Origin of the sequence: Coprococcus eutactus (genome assembly GCF_025149915.1) — a bacterium.
GTDB lineage: Bacteria > Bacillota > Clostridia > Lachnospirales > Lachnospiraceae > Coprococcus > Coprococcus eutactus.
Window position 1 is genome coordinate 2154552 of sequence record NZ_CP102278.1, and the last position, 23812, is coordinate 2178363.

Here is a 23812-nt window from a genome sequence, read left to right on the forward strand (position 1 = left end):
TTTCATAGAAAACTTGATACATCCATATTAAACACCAGCCACACCCTAGAACTCTTCAAGGATTCTCTTCTTTCTCTTATTTCTTCTAATCGTTCCCGCTATCAGTGCCACTATCAAAATTACAGCTATACACACTGCGATTATGATATTCTTATTTATTTTCGTTGTTGTATCTTTTATCTTTTCCACATTATCATACACAGGAGAATTCACAGTCACTTTAAACTTTCCTGTCAGCTCTGTCTCATTTCCCTCTTTGTCCTCATATGTAACCACAACATTTGACAATTCACCCGTCTCACTTGTAGTTGCAGATGCATTCGTCAGGATATCAATGCTTCCACTTTTTCCAGTGTCTATATTTCCTATAAATGTATCATTCTCCTCCAGATAATTACTCTCCACTCTCACTCTGACATTGTAGAGCATGCCTGCCCCCATATTGTTGACACTGCCTATGACCTCTACAGAATCTCCAAGCACAGCATCGTCATCCACATACAGATCAGTGATGGATGCCCTCTGCTCAAGTTTCACCGGAAGATATATCACATCTGTAGCAGAATACGGATTTCCCCATATATCGTCATATTCATTTACTACACTGAGCTTATAACTCTTTTCCGCAAGTCCGTCAGCAGCCCGGAGCCTGAATGTAAATGTGCTCTCCTCTCCGTTTGGAAGCTCCTCCAAAAATCCATTGCCTGCACCTTCAGCGGGCACGATATCTCCTGTATCTGATGTGACAGATATTTTTAGATTATCTACATATCTGCTGCCGGTATTCTTTATCGTCACTGCAAGATCAAACGTCTGCCCTGCAATGATCTCCTTCTGTACTATCTTACAATCCACGACCATGACCTTTGGCTGAGATGCCTGCACTGTCATGGCAAATGGCTGCATACACAGGCACACTATCACAGTCATCATCAGCACTGCATATTTTTTTACTATAGTCAATTTACTTTTCATCATATTTATCATCCCTTCTATTGAACACCCAACATACAAAATAGCCCTCATTGTATGATTACATTTCGACACAGCATAATTGATCAACGACGTCTAGTGCCATGTCTCTTTTTGTTCTGTGCCAGTTTTTCAGTACGTCTTATTCCACTATCTTTCCATCAGCTATCTTTATTATCCTGTCTGCCTCCCTCGCAAGGTCAATGTTGTGCGTTATGAGCACCAGAGTCTGATTCAGTTTCTTCACAGAATCCTGGAGCAATGTCAGAACCTCATTTCCATTCTTTGAATCCAGCGCTCCGGTAGGCTCATCTGCCAGCACCAATGCCGGTCTGTTGGCAAGTGCCCTTGCTATTGCCGCCCTCTGCTGCTGCCCACCGGAGAGCTGATTTGGCAGATACTTTTTTCTGTCCTTAAGTCCCAGCATCTCTATAATGTGGTCTATATAATCTCTGTCCGGTTTTCTGTGATCAAGGAGTATCGGCATTCTTATATTCTCCTCCACCGTCAGAACCGGGATCAGATGATAAGCCTGAAATACAAATCCTATCTTTCTCCGCCTGAACACCGACATTTCCTCATCGTTAAGTCTCGTTATATCCTTGCCGTCTATGATGACATTTCCACTGTTAGGAGTATCCACTCCTCCCATAACATGCAGCATGGTAGATTTGCCGGAGCCTGACGCACCAACTATAGCAACTGTCTCTCCCTTTTCTATGGAAAGGCTCACATCATCGAGTCCCCATACTCTCGTGTCACCCTCACCGTATATTTTTGTGACATGCTCCATCTTTACTATCTCCATGTGATACATTCCTCCTATCTTCCATATCTATCTTGTGTATTACCAACTCTTGTGTTTGTACACTTTCTGTTTCATGTTATCTTTGATTTAAAGTTAATCTAAGCGCATCTCCTACTCCTCAAGTGTCAGATCTTCCGCCATACTCTTCGGAAGTTTTCTAAGTGGCAAATATATACTTCCAAACACCAGTATGACCGACAGAAGTATCCCTGCTGCTATCGCCAACACAGATGGTGTAAATCTCATCGGAATTACAAGTTTTAAGAAACTGTATTCACCAAAATATATCGCCGTGCCTGTCACTATTCCTATCACATCTGCAAGTGCTACCGCCATGATTCCCTCAAGCATAACCGTCTTTAAGAGTATTTTTCTCGACATTCCTATGACCCTCAGCTGCGCAAATTCCTTCCGTCTCATATGAAGATTGCCCGCTGTTGCATTTATGATGTTTACTGCGCCAAGTGCAAACACAAGAGCAGCTATCATCAGGATCACTCTGTTAATACTCTTAAAGCCCTTGATCATAATCATACTGTCAAAATACATATTCATCTCATAAATACCGTCTTCTGTATAAATGTCTGACTGTATATCGACGATCTCTCCATTGGTTATCTTATTCGAATCGATCTGATATTCCATTCCGGATATTTGATTTTCTGTATACCCGGTCTCAGCAAAATAATTGTCCAGAGTTGTGTATACCTGTAATCCTTCATCCCCGATAACCTTATCACCCATATCAAGGATTCCCTCCACCGTGTATGTGTGACAGCGGCCTTCCGCCACAAGCCTGTTATACACGTCATTTGCTATATGCATTCTTTTTTCAGTTCCCCGATCAGCCTTATCGCAGCCATTTACTGCATTATCGGCATCTTCCACAGCCTTCTGAGTCTCCGAAAACAGAAGTGCCGTATCTACTATCGATATGGTATCTCCAACCTTATAATCATTCATCAGCAGATGATTCAGAGTTTCATATGTGATATCTCCATTCCACAGTTCGTTATCATGCTCTGCACTTCCACCTGCCACCACCAGTATTCCACGGTCGCTCAAATCCACTGTGCCATCCGTCAGATATTGGTTCAAATCTGTGAGGTCATCTTTATTGAATCCCCTGAATCTGATCGCCGACAGTGAAGTCTGCGCGGTCACTGACGATAGATCCTTTTCATATCTTTTTTTCGTAGAGCTGAGTACTTCGCCGTACATAGTTTTGTTCAGATAATCTTCCGTGAATCTTGAATACAGCTCCTCCGCATCAGGCACATATGCATTTGTCTCATACACCTTTCTTGCAGATATGACATTTCTGCTGTCTGCAATCCTCCTCATGTGTTCTGCATCCGGAAGTCCTGCCTCCACGGTATCAATGTCCTGAAACTGCGAAGGCAGGTCATATACGGACAGCTGGTATGGTCCGTATTTGCTGTCTAAATAATCAACAGCATTATCCAGTGTTCCCGCCACACTCATCACTGCTATAAGCGCTGCTATACTTACCGAAAGAGAAGCAACCGTCTTTACGAATCTCCCTTGGTTTCTGAGTACGCTTTTTCTTGCGTATTCGCCTTCCATTCCAAAGATCCTGCCCATAAGCCCTCTGCCCCGATCCTTTATCCGGCCGGCTTTTATCCTGAACTGTCCTCTGACAGCACTTATAGGTGTCATGCTCACAATGACCTTACAGTTATCTCTCATAACAAAATACAGATCTCCAAGATAACAGATGAGCACAGGGATAACCGGCACCAGATGATATCCGGCACTGACTCCTGTAAACACTCCAATTACAATGGTGATCAGTCCCCCCAGTATAATCCCTATAAGTATTCCAATACACTCAAGCAATGCTCCCATTAGATATACTATTCTCTTGAGCTGTCCCTTTGTTGCTCCGATACATCTGAGTATTCCATAATCCTTTATCTGCTCCATCATAAACATCTGTACAGTGTTTCTGATGATCCCAACTGCAAATATGGCAAATATATACGCTATGAGAAGTATTGTCCATACAATGACCATGAGCATGGAGCCGTCTGTCGTTCCGTCCTGAAAATATAGCAGCGCCAGACCATCGTTCAGCTCCGCATTTATATCATATTTTTCTGCAATAACATTCATATTGTGTTCCATGCGGTATGGATTATTTCCTGTGGCGTATATCGCATTCTTATACAACACCTTGTCTGGAGAATCCCCACTCCAATCAGTATATTCATATCTGCCTATATATGCCTTCTCAATCATATCGTCAGCTGCTATCTGCTCTGCCTGGGATCTGCTCTCCGCCATTAACACAAACTCGTAATCCCTGTCTTTGCGCTCTTCATCCCGGGCATGAAGGAGATAAGAATACGCAATATTAAGTCCGCCATACAACACTATCACTGTGATCACCACACCTATGATAGTAATAAGACTTCTTCCCCTGTTTGCCTTCAGATATTTTTTTGCCAGATCTTTATAATCCCCCACTTCAGTTCCTCCCTGTATAAGTCCTGCCACACAAAAAAGATGGCATGCATCATCTCTTCATTCAATAATGATACATTACCATCTCTTTCTTACTTTTCAGTGACTATATGATTTTCTTTTCTTACAGTTTAGTAAGATAACACCTTTTCCGGGGACGGAGGTACCTGCCCCCTCCGTCCCCACAGGTCATTATATTATATATGTACAAATGTTATCTCAAAACATGTATACTCGTTCAACACGCTCTTGACTGTTATCCTGCCTCCCATACCTTCCACGATAGACTTTGTGAGAGAAAGTCCTATTCCCACACTGTTAGGATTGACCTCCTGGTTCACTCTGTAAAACCTTTTAAATATATTTGGAAGTTCGCTCTCCGGAATTCCCATTCCATGATCCATGACATATATTCTCGCAAACAGATCATTCTGTTCCACGCTGAGATCGATCTCCGTTCCATTTTCAGAATAGTCTGAAGCATTCTTGAGCAGATTGATGATTGCCTCTGTCAGCCAGTCTCCGTCACATTCCAGCTTTATGTTACTATCACACTTTATGACAACCTTCTGTTCTCTCTTATCAGTCAGATAACGCACTCCATCCGCAGCCTGGGCACAGATGACCTCCATATTCCAGCTCTGTTTCTGAAATTCTATCGCTCCTGCCTCAATACGTGCAAGCTTAAGCAGGGACAGCACCATCCACTCCATCCTTGAAAGCTGATTCCGAGCCTCTGTAAGCACCTGTCTTTTCCTATCGGGATCTGTGACCTTATCATCCAGCAACATATCCACGAATATATTGAGTGAGGCAAGCGGGGTCTTAAGCTGGTGCGATATATCTGATATTATATCTCTGAGAAATATTTTCTCTGAGAGCTCCTTTTCCCTGCTCTCCCGCAGAAAAGACACCATCTTATAAAAATTCGTATATAATATACCAATGGTTCCCTGCCTGAATTCCTCCTCAGTAACAACGTCAGGAGAATCCATCACCTTCACCATCTTTTCAGATATATTCTCAACCTCACTGTACACTTCATCCATGCGCCTGTAACCTACTATGCCTGATATCACCAGCGCCGCCGCTATCATCACTGTAGATATGACCGTATATAGTACATTCCCGCCAAATGCAATATACAGCCACACAGCAAGTATCACAATTGATACAAAACCTATCCATACAAAGCTGTATATATATTTCTTTCTCTCATACGAACTCTTCATCTGTTAATCCCTGTTGTTGTCCCCTGAATTTCTGCAGAACCTGTATCCTACGCCTCGCACAGTCTCTATACAAGAAGCATCATCTCTCAATTTTGTTCTGAGCCTTTTCATATACACCGAAAGCGTATTGTCATCGATCAGTACGCCATCCACATCGTATAGTCTGTCAAGCAGAGTCGCCCGTGAAAGTACGATTCCCTCATTTGCCACAAGTTCCTTTAAAAGTCTCAGCTCATTCTGCGTACAATCTATGAGCTTATCACCCTCATACAGCCTGAATTCCGATATAACAAACCTGTGATTTCCAAAAGTATACACATCACATACGCCTTTCCCGGACATATCATATCGTCTGAGATTTGCGGAGATCCTTGAAAGCAGTTCCTTAAGTCTATATGGTTTGGCAACATAATCATCTGCCCCAAGTTCAAGTCCCTGCACTATATTGATCTCCTCAGACATAGCTGTGAGGAATATTATCGGGATTCTTACTCCAGTATCTCTCAGATATCTGCAAAAATCATATCCACTGCCATCCGGCAGCATGACATCCAACAATATAAGGTCTACAGTCTCTCCCATAAGTGATCTGGCCGACTTTATATTCATCGCATGCTTTACTTTATATCCCTCTGCCTCAAGTACGAACACTGTCCCCATTGCAAGAGCCTTATCATCCTCAACTAATAAAATAGTCTTTTCTGCCATTTTATTTGCGCCTCCGCTTATCACATCTTAAATCCACCATTCTTGTATGCATTTTCTGTTCCTGGATTGCCGTCATCACTCCCGATCTCCACAGAATGGTATTCTACATCTCTTCATTTATGATAACGCTCTTTATTCCTGCTACACTATTGAGGGCTTTCAGTATACCTGTTACCGCCATGTTGCAATTTTCTTCTGATACACCGCCAAGGTCAAGATATATCATTATCTGGTCTTCACCCTTATATACATCAATATACCCCATATAGTTTTCTTCATCACCATTTTGTGAAGAATAATCCGACATCACCTGCTGGATCTCTTCTGCTTTCTCATCTGTCACACCGCCGTCAAAATACACACTATATAAAAAGCTCTCTCCGTCAAATCCAGCGACATGTGCCTCATAGTTCAGATCAAGCTGATCTATTCCTAATATACTGTCAAAGTCGAATTCTTCATCTTCTCCAAATCCATCTTCGTCATATTCCCCATAATTATCTGCCATATCTTTATTCTCCTCCCCTGTTTTCTTTTCTTCTTCTGCTGCCTGCTTATCTGCCTCTTCTTCCGCTGCCACTTCCTCCGGTCTTCTCTCAAACCGCGCATATCCACTGTCATATTTTAGATATATGACATTCTTTTCTTCTTTACTGATGTATATTTCCTGTCCAATCTTGAGATCGATCCCCGCTGCCGAATAATTCTTTGTCGGCGGATCACTTCTGTCAACTGTATCGATCACACCTGCACCCTCATAACCTTCCGGTAAAGCCTCATCTCTCCCCGTTGCAAAATAATAATACATTTTTCCATTATACATTACCTGCGGCTGCTCAATGACTCCCCTATCCATCCCTGTGGAATTCTCCCCCGTGGATGTCACATTTCCATTAGCACCTGAAACACCCTCGCCTGAATTGCCACAAGCCGTACATGCCATGATGGATATAATCGCAGCACATATCACTATCCCTCTTCTTATCCTCATACAATTCTCCCTTTATATTTTTCAGATTATGGTTTATCAACATTATTGCTGATCTGCTGTATGTTCATGTTAACATGTCCCAGACTTTATTTCCACTCACATAATCTTAATAAGTTCTAGCACGCATTCTCTACTTCCGTCCATCCATATCCTCATCCCGGACATATCTCGCATTGAACTCCATATTGATCTCACGGAGCTCCTTCTTCCCATCAATATAATCCTGGTACATCTCTGTGATACCACACATGCATCCGTCACAATAAGCATCTATATTTCCCAGAGAATCGGCAACTATCTGCTCCCGCTCCTGTCTAGTCGTATCCTTGATAAGATATCCCGCCATAAAAACCTCCTCGCAATAAAAACAGGCACTTGTAGTTTTCTGACGAAGAATATGAAACATATATACAAACGATAGTGAAAGCGACCGATCTTCAGCGCTTACCTGCTGATGTGAAAGCCGCAGCGCCCTTATCGCGGCTGAAACATCACGCAGATGTAAGCCAGCTGAAGTGAGGGTAGCTGAATGTGTTTGTATATATGTCTTCATATTCGAGTCTAAAAATCACAAGTGCCGTCCGTCTATCTAAATTACTGTCTAACCTTAATGTGAACCTCACGGAGCTGCTGCTCTGTAACCTCGCCAGGTGCTCCACACATAAGATCCTGTGCATTTCCATTCATTGGGAATGGGATGACCTCTCTGATGTTCTCCTCATTTCTAAGGAGCATGATCATTCTGTCCACACCAGGAGCCATACCTGCATGAGGTGGTGCTCCGAACTGGAATGCATTGTAGAGTGCTCCGAACTTCTCCTTCAAATCATCCTCTGTGTATCCTGCGATCTCAAATGCCTTGACCATGATCTTCATGTCATGGTTTCTTACAGCGCCTGATGAAAGCTCGATACCGTTGCAGACGATGTCGTACTGGTAAGCCAGGATATCAAGTGGATCCTTCTCATTTAACGCCTCAAGTCCGCCCTGTGGCATTGAGAACGGATTGTGTGTGAAGATGATCTTCTTGCTCTCCTTGTCGTACTCGTACATTGGGAAGTCATTTATATAGCAGAAACGGAATGCGTTCTTCTCGTTGAGGTCAAGTCTGTTGCCAAGCTCAACTCTGATCTGTCCTGCAAATGACGCTGCAATCTCAGGCGTATCTGCGATGAAGAAGATAGTATCTCCAGCCGTAAGGCCTGCAAGCTCTGCGATCTCACCCTTCATATCATCAGGAATGAACTTGTCGATAGGTCCCTTGTATGACATATCATCAAGAATCTCCAGATATCCAAGACCGCCCATGCCGATGCTCTGTGCAAACTTGAGCATCTTCTCATGCTGTCCCTTTGAAAGTTTCTTGTGTACATTGATGGCACGCACTGTCTTGCCATGGAATGGCTTGAATGTACATCTCTGGAAGAAATCTGTGAGATCTATTATTCTGAGTGGGTTTCTGAGGTCAGGCTTATCTGTACCGAACTCAAGCATAGCCTGCTTGTAGCTGATGATAGGATATGGAGCCTGTGTAACCACTGCGCCCTCAGGTGCAAACTTCTCAAATGTTGCTGAGAGGACTTCCTCTCCAACCTTGAATACGTCCTCCTGTGTTGCAAAGCTCATCTCAAAGTCAAGCTGGTAGAACTCACCAGGTGAACGGTCTGCTCTTGCATCCTCATCTCTGAAACAAGGAGCTATCTGGAAGTACTTGTCAAATCCTGATACCATAAGAAGCTGCTTGTACTGCTGAGGTGCCTGTGGAAGTGCATAGAACTTGCCCTTGAACTTTCTTGATGGCACGATGTAATCTCTTGCGCCCTCAGGTGATGAAGCGCAGAGGATAGGTGTCTGGATCTCAAGGAATCCCATCTCAGTCATCTTCTGACGAAGGTAGCTGATGACCTGACTTCTGAATATCATGTTGTCCTTAACCTTTTTGTTTCTAAGGTCAAGATATCTGTACTTGAGTCTCACATCCTCACGTGTCTCCTTGGATGTCTGAATCTCAAATGGAATCTGCTTATATACCTTACCGAGTATCTCTACAGTCTTCGCCTCAAGCTCGATAGTACCTGTAGGGATCTTTGGGTTGTATGTCTCCTCATCTCTGTGCTCAACGATACCCTCAATTGATACACAGTCCTCCTTTGTTATTCCGTCAAGAAGTGAAGTGTCTCTCATTACTACCTGGAGCACTCCATACATATCACGCAGATCGATAAATGATACTCCACCATGGTCACGGATATTCTCTACCCATCCGGCAACCTTAAGTGTCTGTCCCACATCGCCCTCAGTGATCTCGTTCATTGTTCTGTTACGATAAATGTTCTCGATTGTCATCTGTTCTCTCCTTTTCTTTACTATTTGCCTGTGGCTTTATATCCACATTGACTTTTTCAGGATTACGCACCGGCTATTATTTTTCTTGCAAATAGAAAAAGCTTATGTTCATCCTGAATCAGATGCACATATACATATGCAAATATTCAGGACGAACATAAGCTCTCTCAAATTCCATGTCGGTTACTTGTCTGCTCTAATGTCCGCGGTACCACCTGATTTACTGTTCTGCGATCTTATAAATACATCATCGCACCCCAGTCCCTCTCAGTCACCTTGTTCATGACCTCTCTGCGTATCGTGCAGCTACGGCTCCCCTACTCGACATATAACACGCATCCCACTATGGGCTATGTCTTTCAGCTTGCGGCTGGTAAAGTGTTATTCACATATATTCACTCCGCCGGACTCCCACCACCACCGGCTCTCTGTGGGCGATAATCTATGCTACTTCTCTTCGTCATTGCCTTCTATATGGCGTCAGCAAATATCTAACGCCACATTATTATATTCTAGTGATTCAGGTTCTGTCAACTATATTTATGTATATTCCCATCATCATCCTACAATCTCTGCACCAAACGGCATGAGCGCCAGCTTCGCAATCTTAAAGAACTGAAGACCAAACGGAATACCGATTATCGTTATGCAAAGCAGCAGCCCCAAACAGGCGTTCTCTATCGCCATAGGTATGCCACAGCAGAGCAGCCATATGATATTCGCTATCAGTGAGCCAACACCACCTCCATACACGATCTCCTTTCCAAATGGGAAGAATGCAAGTCCCGCAAATTTAAAGCACTGCATTCCAAGTGGAATTCCTATTATCGTTATACAGCATAGCACCCCGCTTGCCACCCATGAAATTCCGCTCAATATTCCGCCACATAAAAACCATATACAATTTCCAAGACATCCCATGATATCATCTCCTATCTGCACAGTGCAGCCAGCACCCTGACTGCCGCCTCATACTCACCATTATCTCTCGTCTTCCGAATCTTCTTAAGAGCCTTCTCAGCTCCTTCCATATCAACGAACAGCCTCGACCAGTAAGCCCACAGCTCCTTCATCTTGAACATCGTGTTGCCCCTGCCCACATCCGACTCACAATAATTCCTGTATAGTTCATCGTGGAACGTGAAGAATCTGTTCCAGTCATATGTTCTGCCAGTGGCAGTGCTCTTTATCCGCTCTGCAAGACAAGGGTCAGCGATCATTCCCCTGCCTATCATAACCTTCATTATATCAGGGTAATTACCGATGAACCTCTCGTAATCCGCCACACTGTTTATATCTCCATTGTAGCACACTGTATCTGTTCTTCCATACGCAGCCACACCTTCGGCAAACACTTCCATGTTTGGCGTATTCTTATAGAAGTCCGTCTGTACACGCGGATGTATTATAAGTTCACTCACCGGATACTTCTTATATATATCTATTATATCCTCAAACTCCACAGAACTGTCTCTTCCTATTCTGGTCTTTATAGACACATCCATCACACCAGCGGCAAACACTTCATACAAGAAATTGTCAAGTCTCTCTGTATCATACAGCAGACCTGCACCTTTATACTTTGTTACTACAGTCTTTGATGGACATCCAAGGTTGATATTCACCTCACCGTATCCAAGTTTCTTTAAAAACTTTGCCGCCTTCACAAATCCCTCACCGCTGTTGGTCAGAAGCTGCGGCACCACATTTATCCCCTGATTGTTTTCCGGCAGCACATCCCTTAACTCTCTGTTTCTGAGTGGTCGTCCTTTCGCCGGGGCAATGAACGGCATAAAGTATTTGTCAACGCCTCCAAAATATTTGTGGTGTGCATTCCTGTATATGTATCCTGTTATCCCCTCCATCGGGGCAAGATATATCAAACCATCCCTGTTGTTCATACATCATTCTCCCATTAAACTCGGTATAAATATCCTGCAAACGACATTCCATACGAAAAAAATATAGAGACATTCATCACTCACATGACAAATGCCTCTACATTATAAACTATATTGTTCTATTTGAACAGATTCGTAACAAACTGTACAAAGTCGATTCCAAATGACTGGAGGAGTAACAACGCAAGCAGTACCGGTGCCACAAACTTTACCATGACAATATAGAGTCCCTTTCTTACAAACTTCTCGCCATTTCTTGTAACCTCGTCTATAACCGTCTTAGGCTTTACTACCCAGCCGATAAGTATACATGACAGGATAGCCACAAGCGGCATGAAGATGTTGTTACTCAGGTAATCCATCACATCGAGAATCTGGGCTGTAGCTCCATTTGGAAGCTTGAGCTCAAAGTACCATATGTTGTAACCGAAACATACGACCAACATTCCGACAACCGCATATACAGTTGTTATGACCGCACTCTTCTTTCTCGTGAGATGGAACTTATCCATAAGTCCTGACACTATCGCTTCCATGACCGATACTGAGGATGTGATCGCCGCAAATGTAACCATGATGAAGAACAGGGCTCCGATGACTGTTCCGACCTTACCCATGGCATTGAATACCTTTGGCAGTGATATAAACATAAGTCCAGGGCCCGCTGACATACCTTCCGTTCCAGAGAACACATACACCGCAGGGACTATCATCAGACCAGCAAGAAATGCCACAGCCGTGTCAAATATCTCTATCTGATTGATCGACTTCATAAGGTTAACATCATTCTTAACATATGAGCCATATGCAACCATGATACCCATGGCGACACTTATCGAGAAGAATAGCTGTCCCATGGCATCCATGACAACCATGAAGATATCCCTGAATGTCATTCCCTTAAAATCAGGAATCAAATATACCTTCAGTCCATCAAATCCTGTTCTGATCGTACCATCATCACCAGTATGCTTGATCGTCAGTGAGTAGATTGAAATTCCAATTATAAGAAGTACCAATATTGGCATGAGCACCTTGCTAAACTTCTCTATTCCCTTTTCAACACCACAGAATACGACAACGCCTGTGGCCGTAAGGAATATAAGTGCAAATACTATAGGCGCAGTCTGGGCTGTTATAAAACCGGTGAAATAACCATCACCAGTGGCAGCCTCTGTCTGACCTGTAAAATATGCTGTCATATACTTCAGAACCCATCCTCCGATAGTACAGTAATATGGAAGGATTATGACCGGTACGATCCATGCCAGACCGCCAAGCCATTTCCACTTCTTATGTATAAGACCATAAGCTGTGAGCGGTCCCTGCTGAGTCTTTCTTCCTATTGCAATATCTGTTGTGAGCAGTGTGAATCCAAATGTAAGTGCAAGTATTATATACACAAGTATAAACACACCACCGTTGTCCTTTGCCGCAAGATATGGGAATCTCCATATATTTCCAAGTCCTACCGCGCTTCCCGCTGCTGCCATAACAAAGCCCAGCGTCCCCGTAAAATTACTTCTTTCCTTCTTATTCATAATCTCCCTTTCTGTTTTTGCTTTTATTTTTTGCTGCCCAGTCCCCTGTCTGAACAGTTACTTTTTCTTTTAGCCTTCAGCTTTGCCGATGCCGCAAAATATGCACGGCATCTAGCAGGATAATTTCTGAATGCGCCATATATATTATATAAATAAAAACCATATGTCAAGAATTTACCGGCAGGTCCGATCTTGTCCTTCAGTGTCTTCGGATATCTTCTTCCGCCAACCTCAGGATGATTTCCGTCATTTATATAATTTATCAGGTCATCCTCAGTGCATATATTCTCTGGCAGATATGTTCCCGCCAGCCCTACACAATTCTCCTTATGGGCATCACTTCCACCGAAAACCGGTATGTCATAATAAGCTGCCAGCCTTCTAGCCATCTTATTCCTCTTGTCCGACTCACAGCAATTATAACCCTCTATAAAATCAAAGTGCTGTGCATACAGCCGATGCTCGATCATTCCCAGCCTTCTCGTACTGCCAAAGCTCATGAACTTTTCTCCAAACGGATGTGCCGGACCTATTATCCCACCACACTCATGCACAAGCCATATTACTCTGATAAGTGCCATTCCTCTATGCTCAAACAGTTCATAAACTTCCTCAGGCGTATCAGATGGCAATACTATAAGAAAATGTCCATAGTCAAATGTATCGTATTCTATTCCTCTCAGGACAATAAAATCCTTAACTTTTTCCTTCTGACTCAAGTATGCCCTGAAGCCATTATATGAATCGTGATCAGTGACAAGCATCCCATGAAATCCACGCTGCTTTAACAACTGAGTATAATCAACTATCTTTACTTTTGCATCAGGCGAACCCTCAGCTGTATGACAATGCATATCAAATCTCACTTTATGTGTATATCCACCCATGTAACCATCTCCTCTGATCGTAGCCAAAGACACGCCATTAATATTCTGCCCCGCTGCCGAGCCATTTTATCTGTGAAAACGGATAATATATAAATTCAGCCTTAGCAAGTATCTTCTCCCGCTTTACATATGTATTTGTCCAGAATCTGGAATCAGCTGAATTGGTTCTGTTATCCCCGAGCATAAGATAACAGTCCTCCGGAACATCATAGACTTCCCTAGATCCAGAATCCGTGTACATGCCTTCGCTCAGATAGTCCTCCTTCAGTGGAGTATCACTGCCATTTATATACACCTTTCCATCCTTTATCTCAACCTTATCACCAGGAAGCCCAATTATTCTCTTGATGTATATCTCATTCTCATCATCCGGCCACCTGAATATCGCTATATCACCACGTTCCGGATCAGAAAACTTATATGTAAGCCTGCTGCCTATGATATTGTCGTCAAGCTGTATAGTCTCAAGCATAGATCCCGTTGGTACGTTGCAATTCAGTATCACAAAATGCCCGATCAGGAATGCCAATACTGCTGCTATCACAACTGTGACTATACAATCAAGTACCTCACTTTTATAGTCACGTTTTATATTGCTTTTCTCCAGCCTCATCTGATGCCATACAGCACCGCCGTGCTGCGAATCGCACACCCCCTCATCCACAAATCCAAACTGTGCATAAAAAGGAATCATGTTCTCCTTACATGTCAATACAACTCCATCCAGCTTGCATCTTGCAGCCTCCTGAACAACCTCGTGCATCACCTTTGATGCATAACCATTATGCTGATACTCAGGAAGTGTTGACACGCCAAATATCATCAGCCAGCTTCCTTTTTTATCATATAACTCTTCCCCCGCATACATGGCATCACACAAATCTCTTTCATTAGTAGTCATGCCATTTATGCCGGCAATTATTCTTCCACTTTTTTTCAGCACCCAGAAAGTCTCTCTGTGCGTTTTTAATCTCCGCTCTATGGACTCCCTGCTGGCAGCTTCAGCGGTAGGAAATGTCTCATTTTCAAGTATCACGAGCTGTTCAAGGTCCTTTTTACCTGGGTTAGTAACCTTCATAAATGTCTAAACACCTCTTTTCTAAAACACCTATTCTCCATTATCTCACATTAGAATATTGTGTCAAGAAAAAAGGACACATACAAATCAAATGTTTCTTAGTAATTGTTCCACCCTATGAAACATCTGCTTTATATATGTCCTTTTATCGTCTATTGTGCAGACGCATGAAAGGCGCTTCGCGCAGCGTCTGCGATATTACTCTACACTGTAGTTTGGTGCTTCTTTTGTAATGTGGATGTCGTGTGGATGGCTCTCCTTGAGTGATGCTGCTGAGATCTTTACGAACTCTGCCTTCTCATGAAGCTCCTCGATATTCTTGGCACCACAGTAACCCATACCTGAACGAAGACCACCTATAAGCTGGAATACTGTATCCTCAAGTGATCCCTTGTATGCAACACGACCTTCAACTCCCTCTGGAACAAGCTTTCTTGCGTTCTCCTGGAAATATCTGTCCTTAGAGCCATTCTCCATAGCTGCTATAGAGCCCATGCCTCTGTATACCTTATACTTACGTCCCTGATAAAGCTCAAAATCACCAGGTGCCTCATCTGTTCCTGCAAACAGACTTCCCATCATACATACATTAGCACCGGCTGCAAGAGCCTTTGTGATGTCTCCTGAATACTTGATTCCGCCATCTGCGATAACTGGGATTCCCGCGTTCATAGCAGCATCATATGCCTGCATGATAGCAGTGATCTGTGGAACACCGATACCAGCAACAACTCTTGTTGTACATATGGAACCCGGTCCGATACCGATCTTAACTGCATCTACACCCATATCTATCATGGCCTGTGCACCAGATCTTGTCGCTACGTTACCTGCGATAACCTGAAGGTCTGGATACTTCTCCTTAACCATCTTGAATGTTCTCAGAACGTTTGCTGAATGTCCATGTGCTGTATCTATAACTATGGCATCAACTTTTGCTGATACAAGCTCTGCAACTCTGTCGAGAATGTTGGCTGTACATCCAACTGCTGCTGCGCAGAGAAGTCTTCCCTGAGCATCATGTGCTGAATATGGATACTTAATCTGTTTCTCTATATCCTTTATTGTGATAAGTCCCTTGAGATGGAAGTCATCATCAACGATAGGGAGTTTCTCCTTACGTGCCTTTCCAAGAATCTCTCTTGCCTCATCAAGTGTGATTCCTTCCTTGGCTGTGACAAGTCCCTCTGATGTCATTGACTCCTTGATCTTCTTGGTGTAATCCTTCTCAAACTTGAGATCACGGTTTGTGATAATACCTACAAGTTTTCCATTCTCTGTGATCGGTACGCCTGAGATCCTGAACTTGCTCATGAGTTCATCTGCATCAGCAAGTGTATGCTCTGGAGATAAATAAAATGGATCTGATATTACACCGTTCTCTGATCGCTTTACCTTGTCAACTTCCTCTGCCTGTTTTTCGATCGTCATATTCTTATGAATAACTCCGATACCACCCTGACGAGCCATGGCTATTGCCATTCTGTGCTCTGTAACTGTGTCCATACCAGCACTCATAAGAGGAATATTCAACTTAATCTTCTGTGTCAGCTGTGTTGTAAGGTCTACGTCATTTGGTAATACCTCTGAATAAGCAGGTACCAATAAAACGTCATCAAATGTAATTCCTTCGCCAATAATCTTACCCATTTTCTTATCTCTCTTTCTGTAAAATATTATAATAAATGCACTTGCCGTGCTTATTATCTGTCTCAATCTGCCTTTATAGAGAAAACACATCACCCAACACTTATCGCGTTGGGTGATGTTACTTTTTAAACATGCTAACAAATTATAAACTGCTTGTCAAGGAAGTTCTGTCTGCCACCTATCTGTCACTTCTCTGTTGTGGATATTACAGACTCCGTTCCTACATTTGTCTCTATTACATCAGGATCAGCAGGGTCTCCCGGATACACGTAAGTATCCTCAACGCCAAAGTCAATACTGTCGTCGCCCACCTGAGCTATAGATATCTCCTGTCCAGCATCAAATGCCTGATTTCTTGGGAGAAACAATGTATTTCTGTCTATATATATCGTCTCACTGAGAAATGCATCATCCAGCCACACAAATGTACACTCATTGAAATTTCTTCCATGGATATAATAACCCTGAAGTTGTTCAACGGTATCTGCCTGAGCCCCAGCCGATATCTCTGTACTTTCCTGCTCCTCCGTTGTCTGACCGGTTTCCGTCTCATCCGCAGGTGGTAAATATATTCCCTTTTCCACGTGAGATATGCTGATCTTTTCTATTCCATATCTCATATTTGTCGGTTCATATGGCCAGCCGTCAGGATACATATATCTCTTGCCATAAAGCATATCATACTCTATGTTCTCAAGCTCATCATCGTAGTTCTCATCGCCAGGCTTATACTTGGACTGGAACTTCTGAACATAGCTCTTCTCAAATCCCAGCATATCAAACACCTTTGTGCTGAGCTGATATGCTGCCAGGTCCTCATCCTCCACTGGGAAGTTATCCATATTGCTCCACACAAAGTACTCTGTCTGGTAAAGGTTACCGTTCTCTACATCATCATCTGTGAGTTCAAATCCCGGCAGATGGTCTCCATACATTACAAGCACCACAGGCTCATTGAAGAGCTTAAGACGCTCTATGATCTGTCCTATAAACTCATCCATCTCGTGCAGCTGATTACAATAATATGTCCACTGCGTATCAAGAGCCTCATCGCCTGTTCCGGCAACCCTTATCGGATAGCTGTAATTCTCCTCATCAAGTTCAGAAGGATATCTTCCATGTCCCTGAACACTAACCGTAAAGATGAAATCCCTAGACGTAGTGAAGGTGAGAGTCTTCATGATCTCACCAGTCAGAACATCATCCTTCTCCCAGTTTTTCTGAGTGAGATGCAGATTATACATATACTCCATCGGTGTAAATGTGTCAAATCCCATATTCTTGTACACCTTATATCTGTCATAGAATGTACCGTCATGGTTATGCATTGCATGTGTTGAATATCCGTCAAGCTTGAGCTGTGTAGCCATCGTCTCTATGGTCTGTTTGCCCAGAATCGTCTTATATGGATACTCTCCTGCGCCAAAATATGCCACATTGAACCCCGACAACACCTCAAACTCAGAATTGGCTGTACCTGCGCCAATGGCAGGCATCGTCAAGAATCCTGACGTACACTCCTCCTTCAGCTTTGTGAAGTTCGGTATAGGATTCTCATTGAATGTGAGATACTTCACATAGGACGGATCCATGAACGACTCAAGCTGCACAAATATCACATTTGGCTTATCCTTACCCAGAGTTGAATCTGTTGTACCTACGCTGTCCAGATCATCCTTTATCTCCAGCATCTTATCCTCGCTGTAATCGCTCGGCTGTCCGATCCCGACATCCACAACACTGTTGGAGAAACAATATACAAATCCATAATTGTTATACGCCGTTGCAAGATTTGCAAAATTGTCCGATATAGTCTGTGCATTAAGGGCTATCTTGGTGAACAACATTACACAGAAGAACGTTGCCACTATGAACACCGTGGTCCTCGTCCTGTATATGTTGCCCGTAACAGTTGGTGACTTTATGAACAATATGATCACTCCCGCAAGTGCAACAAAGAGCAGGGCTGCAATGAGAACTATCTGCCAAACATCAAAATATTTGTCTATGATAGTTATCGTATTTCTTGCCATCAGCATATCTATGGCTGAGAATGGTGTTATTCTAAATCCAAGAACTATACAGTTGGTTATACCCAGTATCAGCCAGGCAAATGAAATAACACAATATCCAAAAATTCTCTTTCTCATAAGCAGCGAAAGCGTCAGGGTAAAGAAAATAATGGAACAATTATATAAAAAGATCAATGGCTGATTCCATACATATTCCACCGCTTTGAATAACGAATGTCTTCCAAGTGCTTCTAGAACGACATCCAGCACAATCGCCAGGATCAGGCAGATGAAAACTGCCGAATGATGAAAATTCTTAAGTCTTTCTTTCATAACTTACATATTACCTCATAAACAATTATTTTTATTTTGCAAATTTCTAAATTATTCATTTTAAATTTACATTTATTACCATTATTCAACTAATATCTAATACTAAACGATTGTGATTGATTATATCACTACATTCCATTTATTCAATAGTAAAAATATATTAAATTTTATTACCAATGTAGGCAATCATTGATTTATGGCACAAAAAAAGCCAGGAGAAAAATCCTGACTGTGAATTAATAAGAAAGAGCGCGAGACGGGAATCGAACCCGCGACCCTCTCCTTGGCAAGGAGATGCTCCACCGCTGAGCCACTCGCGCTTATCTGCTGTGTTTCTCACAACAATATGGATAATACCACATCAAAGCCAAATTGCCAACATTTTTTTGAAAATTTTTTACAATTTTCTCAAATTAATTTTTCAAAAACCCTATCAAGCTATATTTTTCACAGTGTATCCGGCTTTCTCCACGCATCTTATAAGTTCATCATCCGTAGCCTCTCTTCCAAGCTTTACGACAGCCTTCTGTTTCTTCAGATCAACTTTTGCGTTCACATTCTCCAAACTGTTGAGTGCATTCTGCACCCTCGCCGAACAGTTGCCGCAGTGCATGCCCTCTATATAAATGGTTTTTACAGCCACAACTTTTTTTATCTTGTCACCTTTAATCTTCACAAAGCCGCCACCACCACAGCAGCCGCCCTCTCCTTTAAAATGCTTTGCAGAACTGATAACCGCGCCTACAACTATAAGCAGCAGTATGCATATAACAAGTATCGTTCCACCCATTTTTACTCATCTCCTTCGTCTCTAACAACAAGTACCGCATCCGCACGGCTTTACACTTACACCTGTAACTGCCTGATTCTCAATATAGCCACCAGCCATCAACCCTGCTCTTATTATACGGTTCCATTCTTTTGCCGACAATTCTATGCTCGATGAATCATCAAGCTCGATGACACAAGCATCCTCTATTCCACAGCTTTCTCCGCAGGCAACCTTATACATATTTTTTCTGTTGATCGCCCCAATATCCTCCAGTGTATTCACCATTCTGTACACTGTAGCCGAACCGATCTTGCTGTCCTGCTTTGCCGCTTTATAATATATCTCCTTACAGGACGAGCATTCCTCCCCAAGGATTATATCCAGAAGTATCATTCTCTGTCTTGTTATCCTGCAGCCACGCTCTCTCAGTCTGCTGATAACGATCTCCTTCTGCATCGCTGTTCGCTGGATACCTGTATCATCTATATTCTTCTTGTCCGTCACTGTTTTATTGTCAGTCATCATACACGCCTCCTTGAAATAGTCTCAAACAAATCCAATTGCTAATTGATAATATTATCGCCAAGGTTAGTATGCACTAACATAAATTAGTTGTCAATAACGAATTGCAGTAAATCAAGATAAACCAAATCAAGATAAATTACTTTTGTATAATAATCCTTCCAGTTTATACATGTCCTACTTTTATGCATCTGCTTTTATGTTTTTATCTTTGAACTCTATAACTGCCTTGAACAGATCACCATCTATGCTCAGCTTAAAGTCAGCCCTCATGAGTGTGCAAAGGCTGTTTGCTATAGAAAGTCCCAAACCGCTGCCCTCTGTATTTCGCGAACTGTCCCCACGGACAAATCTCTCCATAAGCTCATCACTTGACACATTTAAAGCCTCTCTGGAGATGTTCTTGAACTCAATTCTCACTGAACCGGCTTCATGGATCACGGATGCATACACTCTGGTTCCAGGCATTGCGTATTTGCTTATATTGGCAAGGAGATTATCAAATACTCTCCACAGATGCTGTCCATCAGCCCTTATGACTGCCGGCACCTCTGATCTTGTGAATACGACCTTAAGCCCGGCATTTGCAAGTTTATCCTCATATTCTGCAACAGCCTGCTCAAGCAGCATATTTGCATCTATCTCTGCCCAATTTATCTGGATATTGCCGGTGGATGCCTTGGATGCCTCGACCAGATCCTCTATGAGTTTTTTCAGTCTCGCGGACTGCCTTGAGAGAACTTCTATATATTCCTGTCTTGTCTTCTCATCCATATCATCCTTCTGCAGCAGATCTACATAGTTGATTATGGATGTAAGCGGGGTCTTTATATCGTGAGATACATTTGTTATGAGTTCCGTCTTCAAATGCTCGCTCTTCATTCTGGCCTCAACGGCCTTTGACATGCCGTCACTTATCTGGTTGAGATGTTCACCGTGTGCACGGAATACCCAGAACATCTTGCTTGTGTCCGCTTTCCTGTCCAGGTTGCCCTCCGCCATCTCCTTAGCGCATTTGTATAACTCCTGTGTCTGAATGATATATGCCACTATTCCGACTATGCACAGCCATTTTAAAATGATATAAATCACTACCCAAAGGAGGCCTCTCATGCTGCCAGCCGCCAGGATTGCCACAAAAATTATCTCTACTATTGTTATACCTATATAAGCCCATACGCCCTTCTGCGTCAGGGACATATGACTTTTCACATACCTGAAACAAGCTTTCGCCTTTCCTGCTATCCACTTCAGTGCGCGGATTATCAGACAGTCTGCCAAAAATGTTCCCGCCTTCACCTTCGCAACCATGTTGTTAAAGAAAAATAACGCCACAGAATATAGACATGCCACCGGCACCAGAAACGCAATGTACTGTATATTTTCTGATACAAATATATTTTCTGATTCAAATGTGTAGTTCCTATACTGATTCACACACATGGATGCAATACCGCTTTCAACGCAGATCCCTACTGCTGCTGCAACAGAGCATACTACCATAGCCAGCACAAGCTCCGTCGGAGCCCTCTCAAATCTACCGAGTGTTATCGTCTCCTTCCCTGTCTTTACGCCGGCGTTGACCATTGAAAATATTGACATGACGATGCACAGCAGCAACACAACTGCAAATCCTGCCAGTATCCCCTTACTCTTCGTATTCCATACTCCAATGTATTGGACCATTTCTGGATTTGACGCTTTGATGTTGTCTACAGCAGCCTCCACATCCACATAGCACTTTCCCGTGATATTTATAAATGAATATGTATCATAGCTTAGCACAAGACAGTAGCCATTCCCAGATGAACTGCCAATCTCGTCTGTGTCGTCAAAATACAGTTTTTCAACTGAACTCGGGTAATAATCGCCATACATGATATCCTGTGTGGTGATAGACTTGCCATCCGCTGTCAATACAGAATCTGTATCATTCTCCACAGTATCATTTTCGTCATTTTCTTCATTATACGTGTATTCGTCATAATATGGATCGTTCTCCCACAGCAGGGCATTGATATACTGCTCCCCCTGTTCCATATCACCTAGATTGTTAAACACAATATATCTTTTAACAGGCACTTCTATCGTGCTGTCATAATCGTTCGTATATATATTGTCGTCCAGTCGAGCTTCGTCATTTATCAGCTTTATATTTCCGGTCGTTACTTTTATCTTTCCAGTATTTGCATTTGCATCATCACTGCAGGCTGCCGTCAGCATATAGCCGATATCGCCTCGTTCGCTCATATCCGCATACCGGTATGACGACTTGATCGCAGATGTTGTATCCGCGTTGGTCAATCTCCGGAAAACATCAGCCGCGGTTATAACCTTATCTCCGTTATGATCGGCGCTCACGAGCTGACTATATGTTGTAATGCTTTCCAGCTGCGACCTTGTATCCTGGATGTAAGCATTCACCTTTTCGGTAAGCGCATAATTTGTGTCCTCCACATAATCATTTACAAGCCTCTCATACGGCGTAGCGCCCTGATCATCATCACTGTACACTCCAAGGTAGCTTCCCTGCAGCACCAGACCGCCTGTATACAGCGTTCCATATGCCAGCACCGCCACAAGAATATATATTCCAAGTTTAAAGAACACATTTCCTCGTATCTTATAAATCGCCTTATCCACTATTGTACCTCCATTTTATAACCTCTTCCCCAGATAACCTTTATATATCTTGGGTCTGAAGGATTTATCTCTATCTTTTCTCTAAGATGTCTTATGTGTACTGCAACAGATCCTTCCGCTCCCATAGGATCCTCCTTCCACACTGCCCTGTATATTTCTTTTGTAGAAAATACCTTTCCCACATTCTGCATAAGAAGTTTCAGGATGTCATACTCCGTTGGGGTGAGGGGCATAACTTCTCCATCAAGTGTGACCTGTTTGGATTTGTCGTCAAGCTCTATTCCTCCGATAACCAGCTTATCCTTTGGTGTCTCTCCACCTCCCAGCTGCATGTAACGCCTGAGCTGGGACTTTACCCTTGCCAGAAGTTCCACCGGATTGAATGGTTTTGTCACATAGTCATCTGCGCCGACCTCAAGTCCCAGCACCTTGTCGGTATCCTCACTCTTTGCCGTCAGCATGATAACCGGCACATTGCTGTTTTCTCTTATCTTTGCCATGGCTGTTATACCGTCCATCTGAGGCATCATGACATCCATTAGCACAAGCTGTATATCTTTGGCATTTACCATGTCAACAGCTTCCTTTCCGTTATAAGCTTTGTATACCGAATACCCGGCTGTCTTGAGATATATCTCTATCGCTGATACTATGTCTTTTTCATCGTCACATATTAATATATTGTACATTTTTCATAACCTCACCTTTTAATCATTTAACATCAGCCTGCCGGAGTCTTATCAGGCAAATAGCTGACGCAGCATATCAGGTTTTGCATGAAGACCTGGCACACACATTTATTCTCAGCATACCACAATCACCTCCTATTCTCAATTATCCTCATACTGCCATTAAGAAACAACCGTTCGAAAGTTTAAGATATCTTTAAGGCTTGCACAATTTTGTGGTATACTGGACAAAGATATCAA

At 42.8% G+C, this 23812-nt stretch carries 19 protein-coding genes and 1 tRNA gene; all 20 read right to left on the minus strand.

Going from position 1 to position 23812, the window contains the following annotated elements:
- Positions 1-45: 45 nt before the first annotated feature.
- Positions 46-978 carry a COG1361 S-layer family protein gene (locus NQ536_RS09370; protein ID WP_022058192.1) on the minus strand — a complete coding sequence of 311 codons (933 nt, stop codon included), beginning with the start codon at positions 976-978 and terminating at the stop codon, positions 46-48.
- A 136-nt stretch (positions 979-1114) separates the two neighbouring features.
- Entirely contained in the window at positions 1115-1780 is a 666-nt protein-coding gene (locus NQ536_RS09375) for an ABC transporter ATP-binding protein (protein ID WP_004849266.1), read from the minus strand.
- A gap of 111 nt (positions 1781-1891) precedes the next feature.
- Complete coding sequence (locus NQ536_RS09380; RefSeq protein ID WP_022058193.1) at positions 1892-4270, minus strand: ABC transporter permease; 2379 nt, start codon at positions 4268-4270, stop codon at positions 1892-1894.
- Between the two features lie 194 nt (positions 4271-4464).
- Entirely contained in the window at positions 4465-5499 is a 1035-nt protein-coding gene (locus tag NQ536_RS09385; RefSeq protein ID WP_004849271.1) for a sensor histidine kinase, read from the minus strand.
- A 3-nt stretch (positions 5500-5502) separates the two neighbouring features.
- Positions 5503-6207, minus strand: coding sequence for a response regulator transcription factor (locus NQ536_RS09390; RefSeq protein WP_022058195.1), 705 nt, complete (start codon positions 6205-6207; stop codon positions 5503-5505).
- Between the two features lie 103 nt (positions 6208-6310).
- The gene (locus NQ536_RS09395; RefSeq protein ID WP_004849275.1) at positions 6311-7198 is read right to left on the minus strand and encodes a hypothetical protein; all 888 of its coding nucleotides are present in this window, start codon (positions 7196-7198) and stop codon (positions 6311-6313) included.
- A gap of 130 nt (positions 7199-7328) precedes the next feature.
- Entirely contained in the window at positions 7329-7544 is a 216-nt protein-coding gene (locus NQ536_RS09400) for a hypothetical protein (RefSeq protein WP_022058197.1), read from the minus strand.
- A 248-nt stretch (positions 7545-7792) separates the two neighbouring features.
- Positions 7793-9544, minus strand: a complete 1752-nt coding sequence (gene aspS / locus NQ536_RS09405) for an aspartate--tRNA ligase (RefSeq protein ID WP_004849277.1) — start codon at positions 9542-9544, stop codon at positions 7793-7795.
- A gap of 558 nt (positions 9545-10102) precedes the next feature.
- Entirely contained in the window at positions 10103-10465 is a 363-nt protein-coding gene (locus NQ536_RS09410; protein WP_044997758.1) for a YccF domain-containing protein, read from the minus strand.
- Positions 10466-10476: 11 nt separating this feature from the next.
- Positions 10477-11445, minus strand: coding sequence for a tRNA dihydrouridine synthase (locus NQ536_RS09415; protein WP_004849280.1), 969 nt, complete (start codon positions 11443-11445; stop codon positions 10477-10479).
- A gap of 119 nt (positions 11446-11564) precedes the next feature.
- Entirely contained in the window at positions 11565-12986 is a 1422-nt protein-coding gene (locus NQ536_RS09420) for a sodium-dependent transporter (RefSeq protein WP_004849281.1), read from the minus strand.
- Positions 12987-13009: 23 nt separating this feature from the next.
- Complete coding sequence (locus NQ536_RS09425; protein WP_259805295.1) at positions 13010-13900, minus strand: PHP domain-containing protein; 891 nt, start codon at positions 13898-13900, stop codon at positions 13010-13012.
- Between the two features lie 10 nt (positions 13901-13910).
- Positions 13911-14951 carry a signal peptidase I gene (lepB, locus tag NQ536_RS09430; RefSeq protein WP_004849285.1) on the minus strand — a complete coding sequence of 347 codons (1041 nt, stop codon included), beginning with the start codon at positions 14949-14951 and terminating at the stop codon, positions 13911-13913.
- A gap of 198 nt (positions 14952-15149) precedes the next feature.
- A complete protein-coding gene (guaB, locus tag NQ536_RS09435) occupies positions 15150-16601 on the minus strand; it encodes an IMP dehydrogenase (protein ID WP_022058203.1) in 1452 nt (483 codons plus the stop codon).
- Positions 16602-16786: 185 nt separating this feature from the next.
- Positions 16787-18946 carry an LTA synthase family protein gene (locus NQ536_RS09440; protein ID WP_004849289.1) on the minus strand — a complete coding sequence of 720 codons (2160 nt, stop codon included), beginning with the start codon at positions 18944-18946 and terminating at the stop codon, positions 16787-16789.
- Positions 18947-19194: 248 nt separating this feature from the next.
- Positions 19195-19266, minus strand: a tRNA-Gly gene (locus NQ536_RS09445).
- A 113-nt stretch (positions 19267-19379) separates the two neighbouring features.
- Positions 19380-19736, minus strand: coding sequence for a heavy-metal-associated domain-containing protein (locus NQ536_RS09450; protein ID WP_004849291.1), 357 nt, complete (start codon positions 19734-19736; stop codon positions 19380-19382).
- 21 nt (positions 19737-19757) lie between these two features.
- On the minus strand, positions 19758-20240 hold the full coding sequence (locus NQ536_RS09455) for a transcriptional repressor (RefSeq protein WP_044997759.1): 483 nt from the start codon (positions 20238-20240) through the stop codon (positions 19758-19760).
- 183 nt (positions 20241-20423) lie between these two features.
- The gene (locus NQ536_RS09460) at positions 20424-22883 is read right to left on the minus strand and encodes a sensor histidine kinase (protein ID WP_004849294.1); all 2460 of its coding nucleotides are present in this window, start codon (positions 22881-22883) and stop codon (positions 20424-20426) included.
- On the minus strand, positions 22883-23572 hold the full coding sequence (locus NQ536_RS09465; protein ID WP_004849296.1) for a response regulator transcription factor: 690 nt from the start codon (positions 23570-23572) through the stop codon (positions 22883-22885). Before NQ536_RS09465 ends, NQ536_RS09460 begins: the two co-directional genes overlap by 1 nt.
- Between the last annotated feature and the right edge of the window lie 240 nt (positions 23573-23812).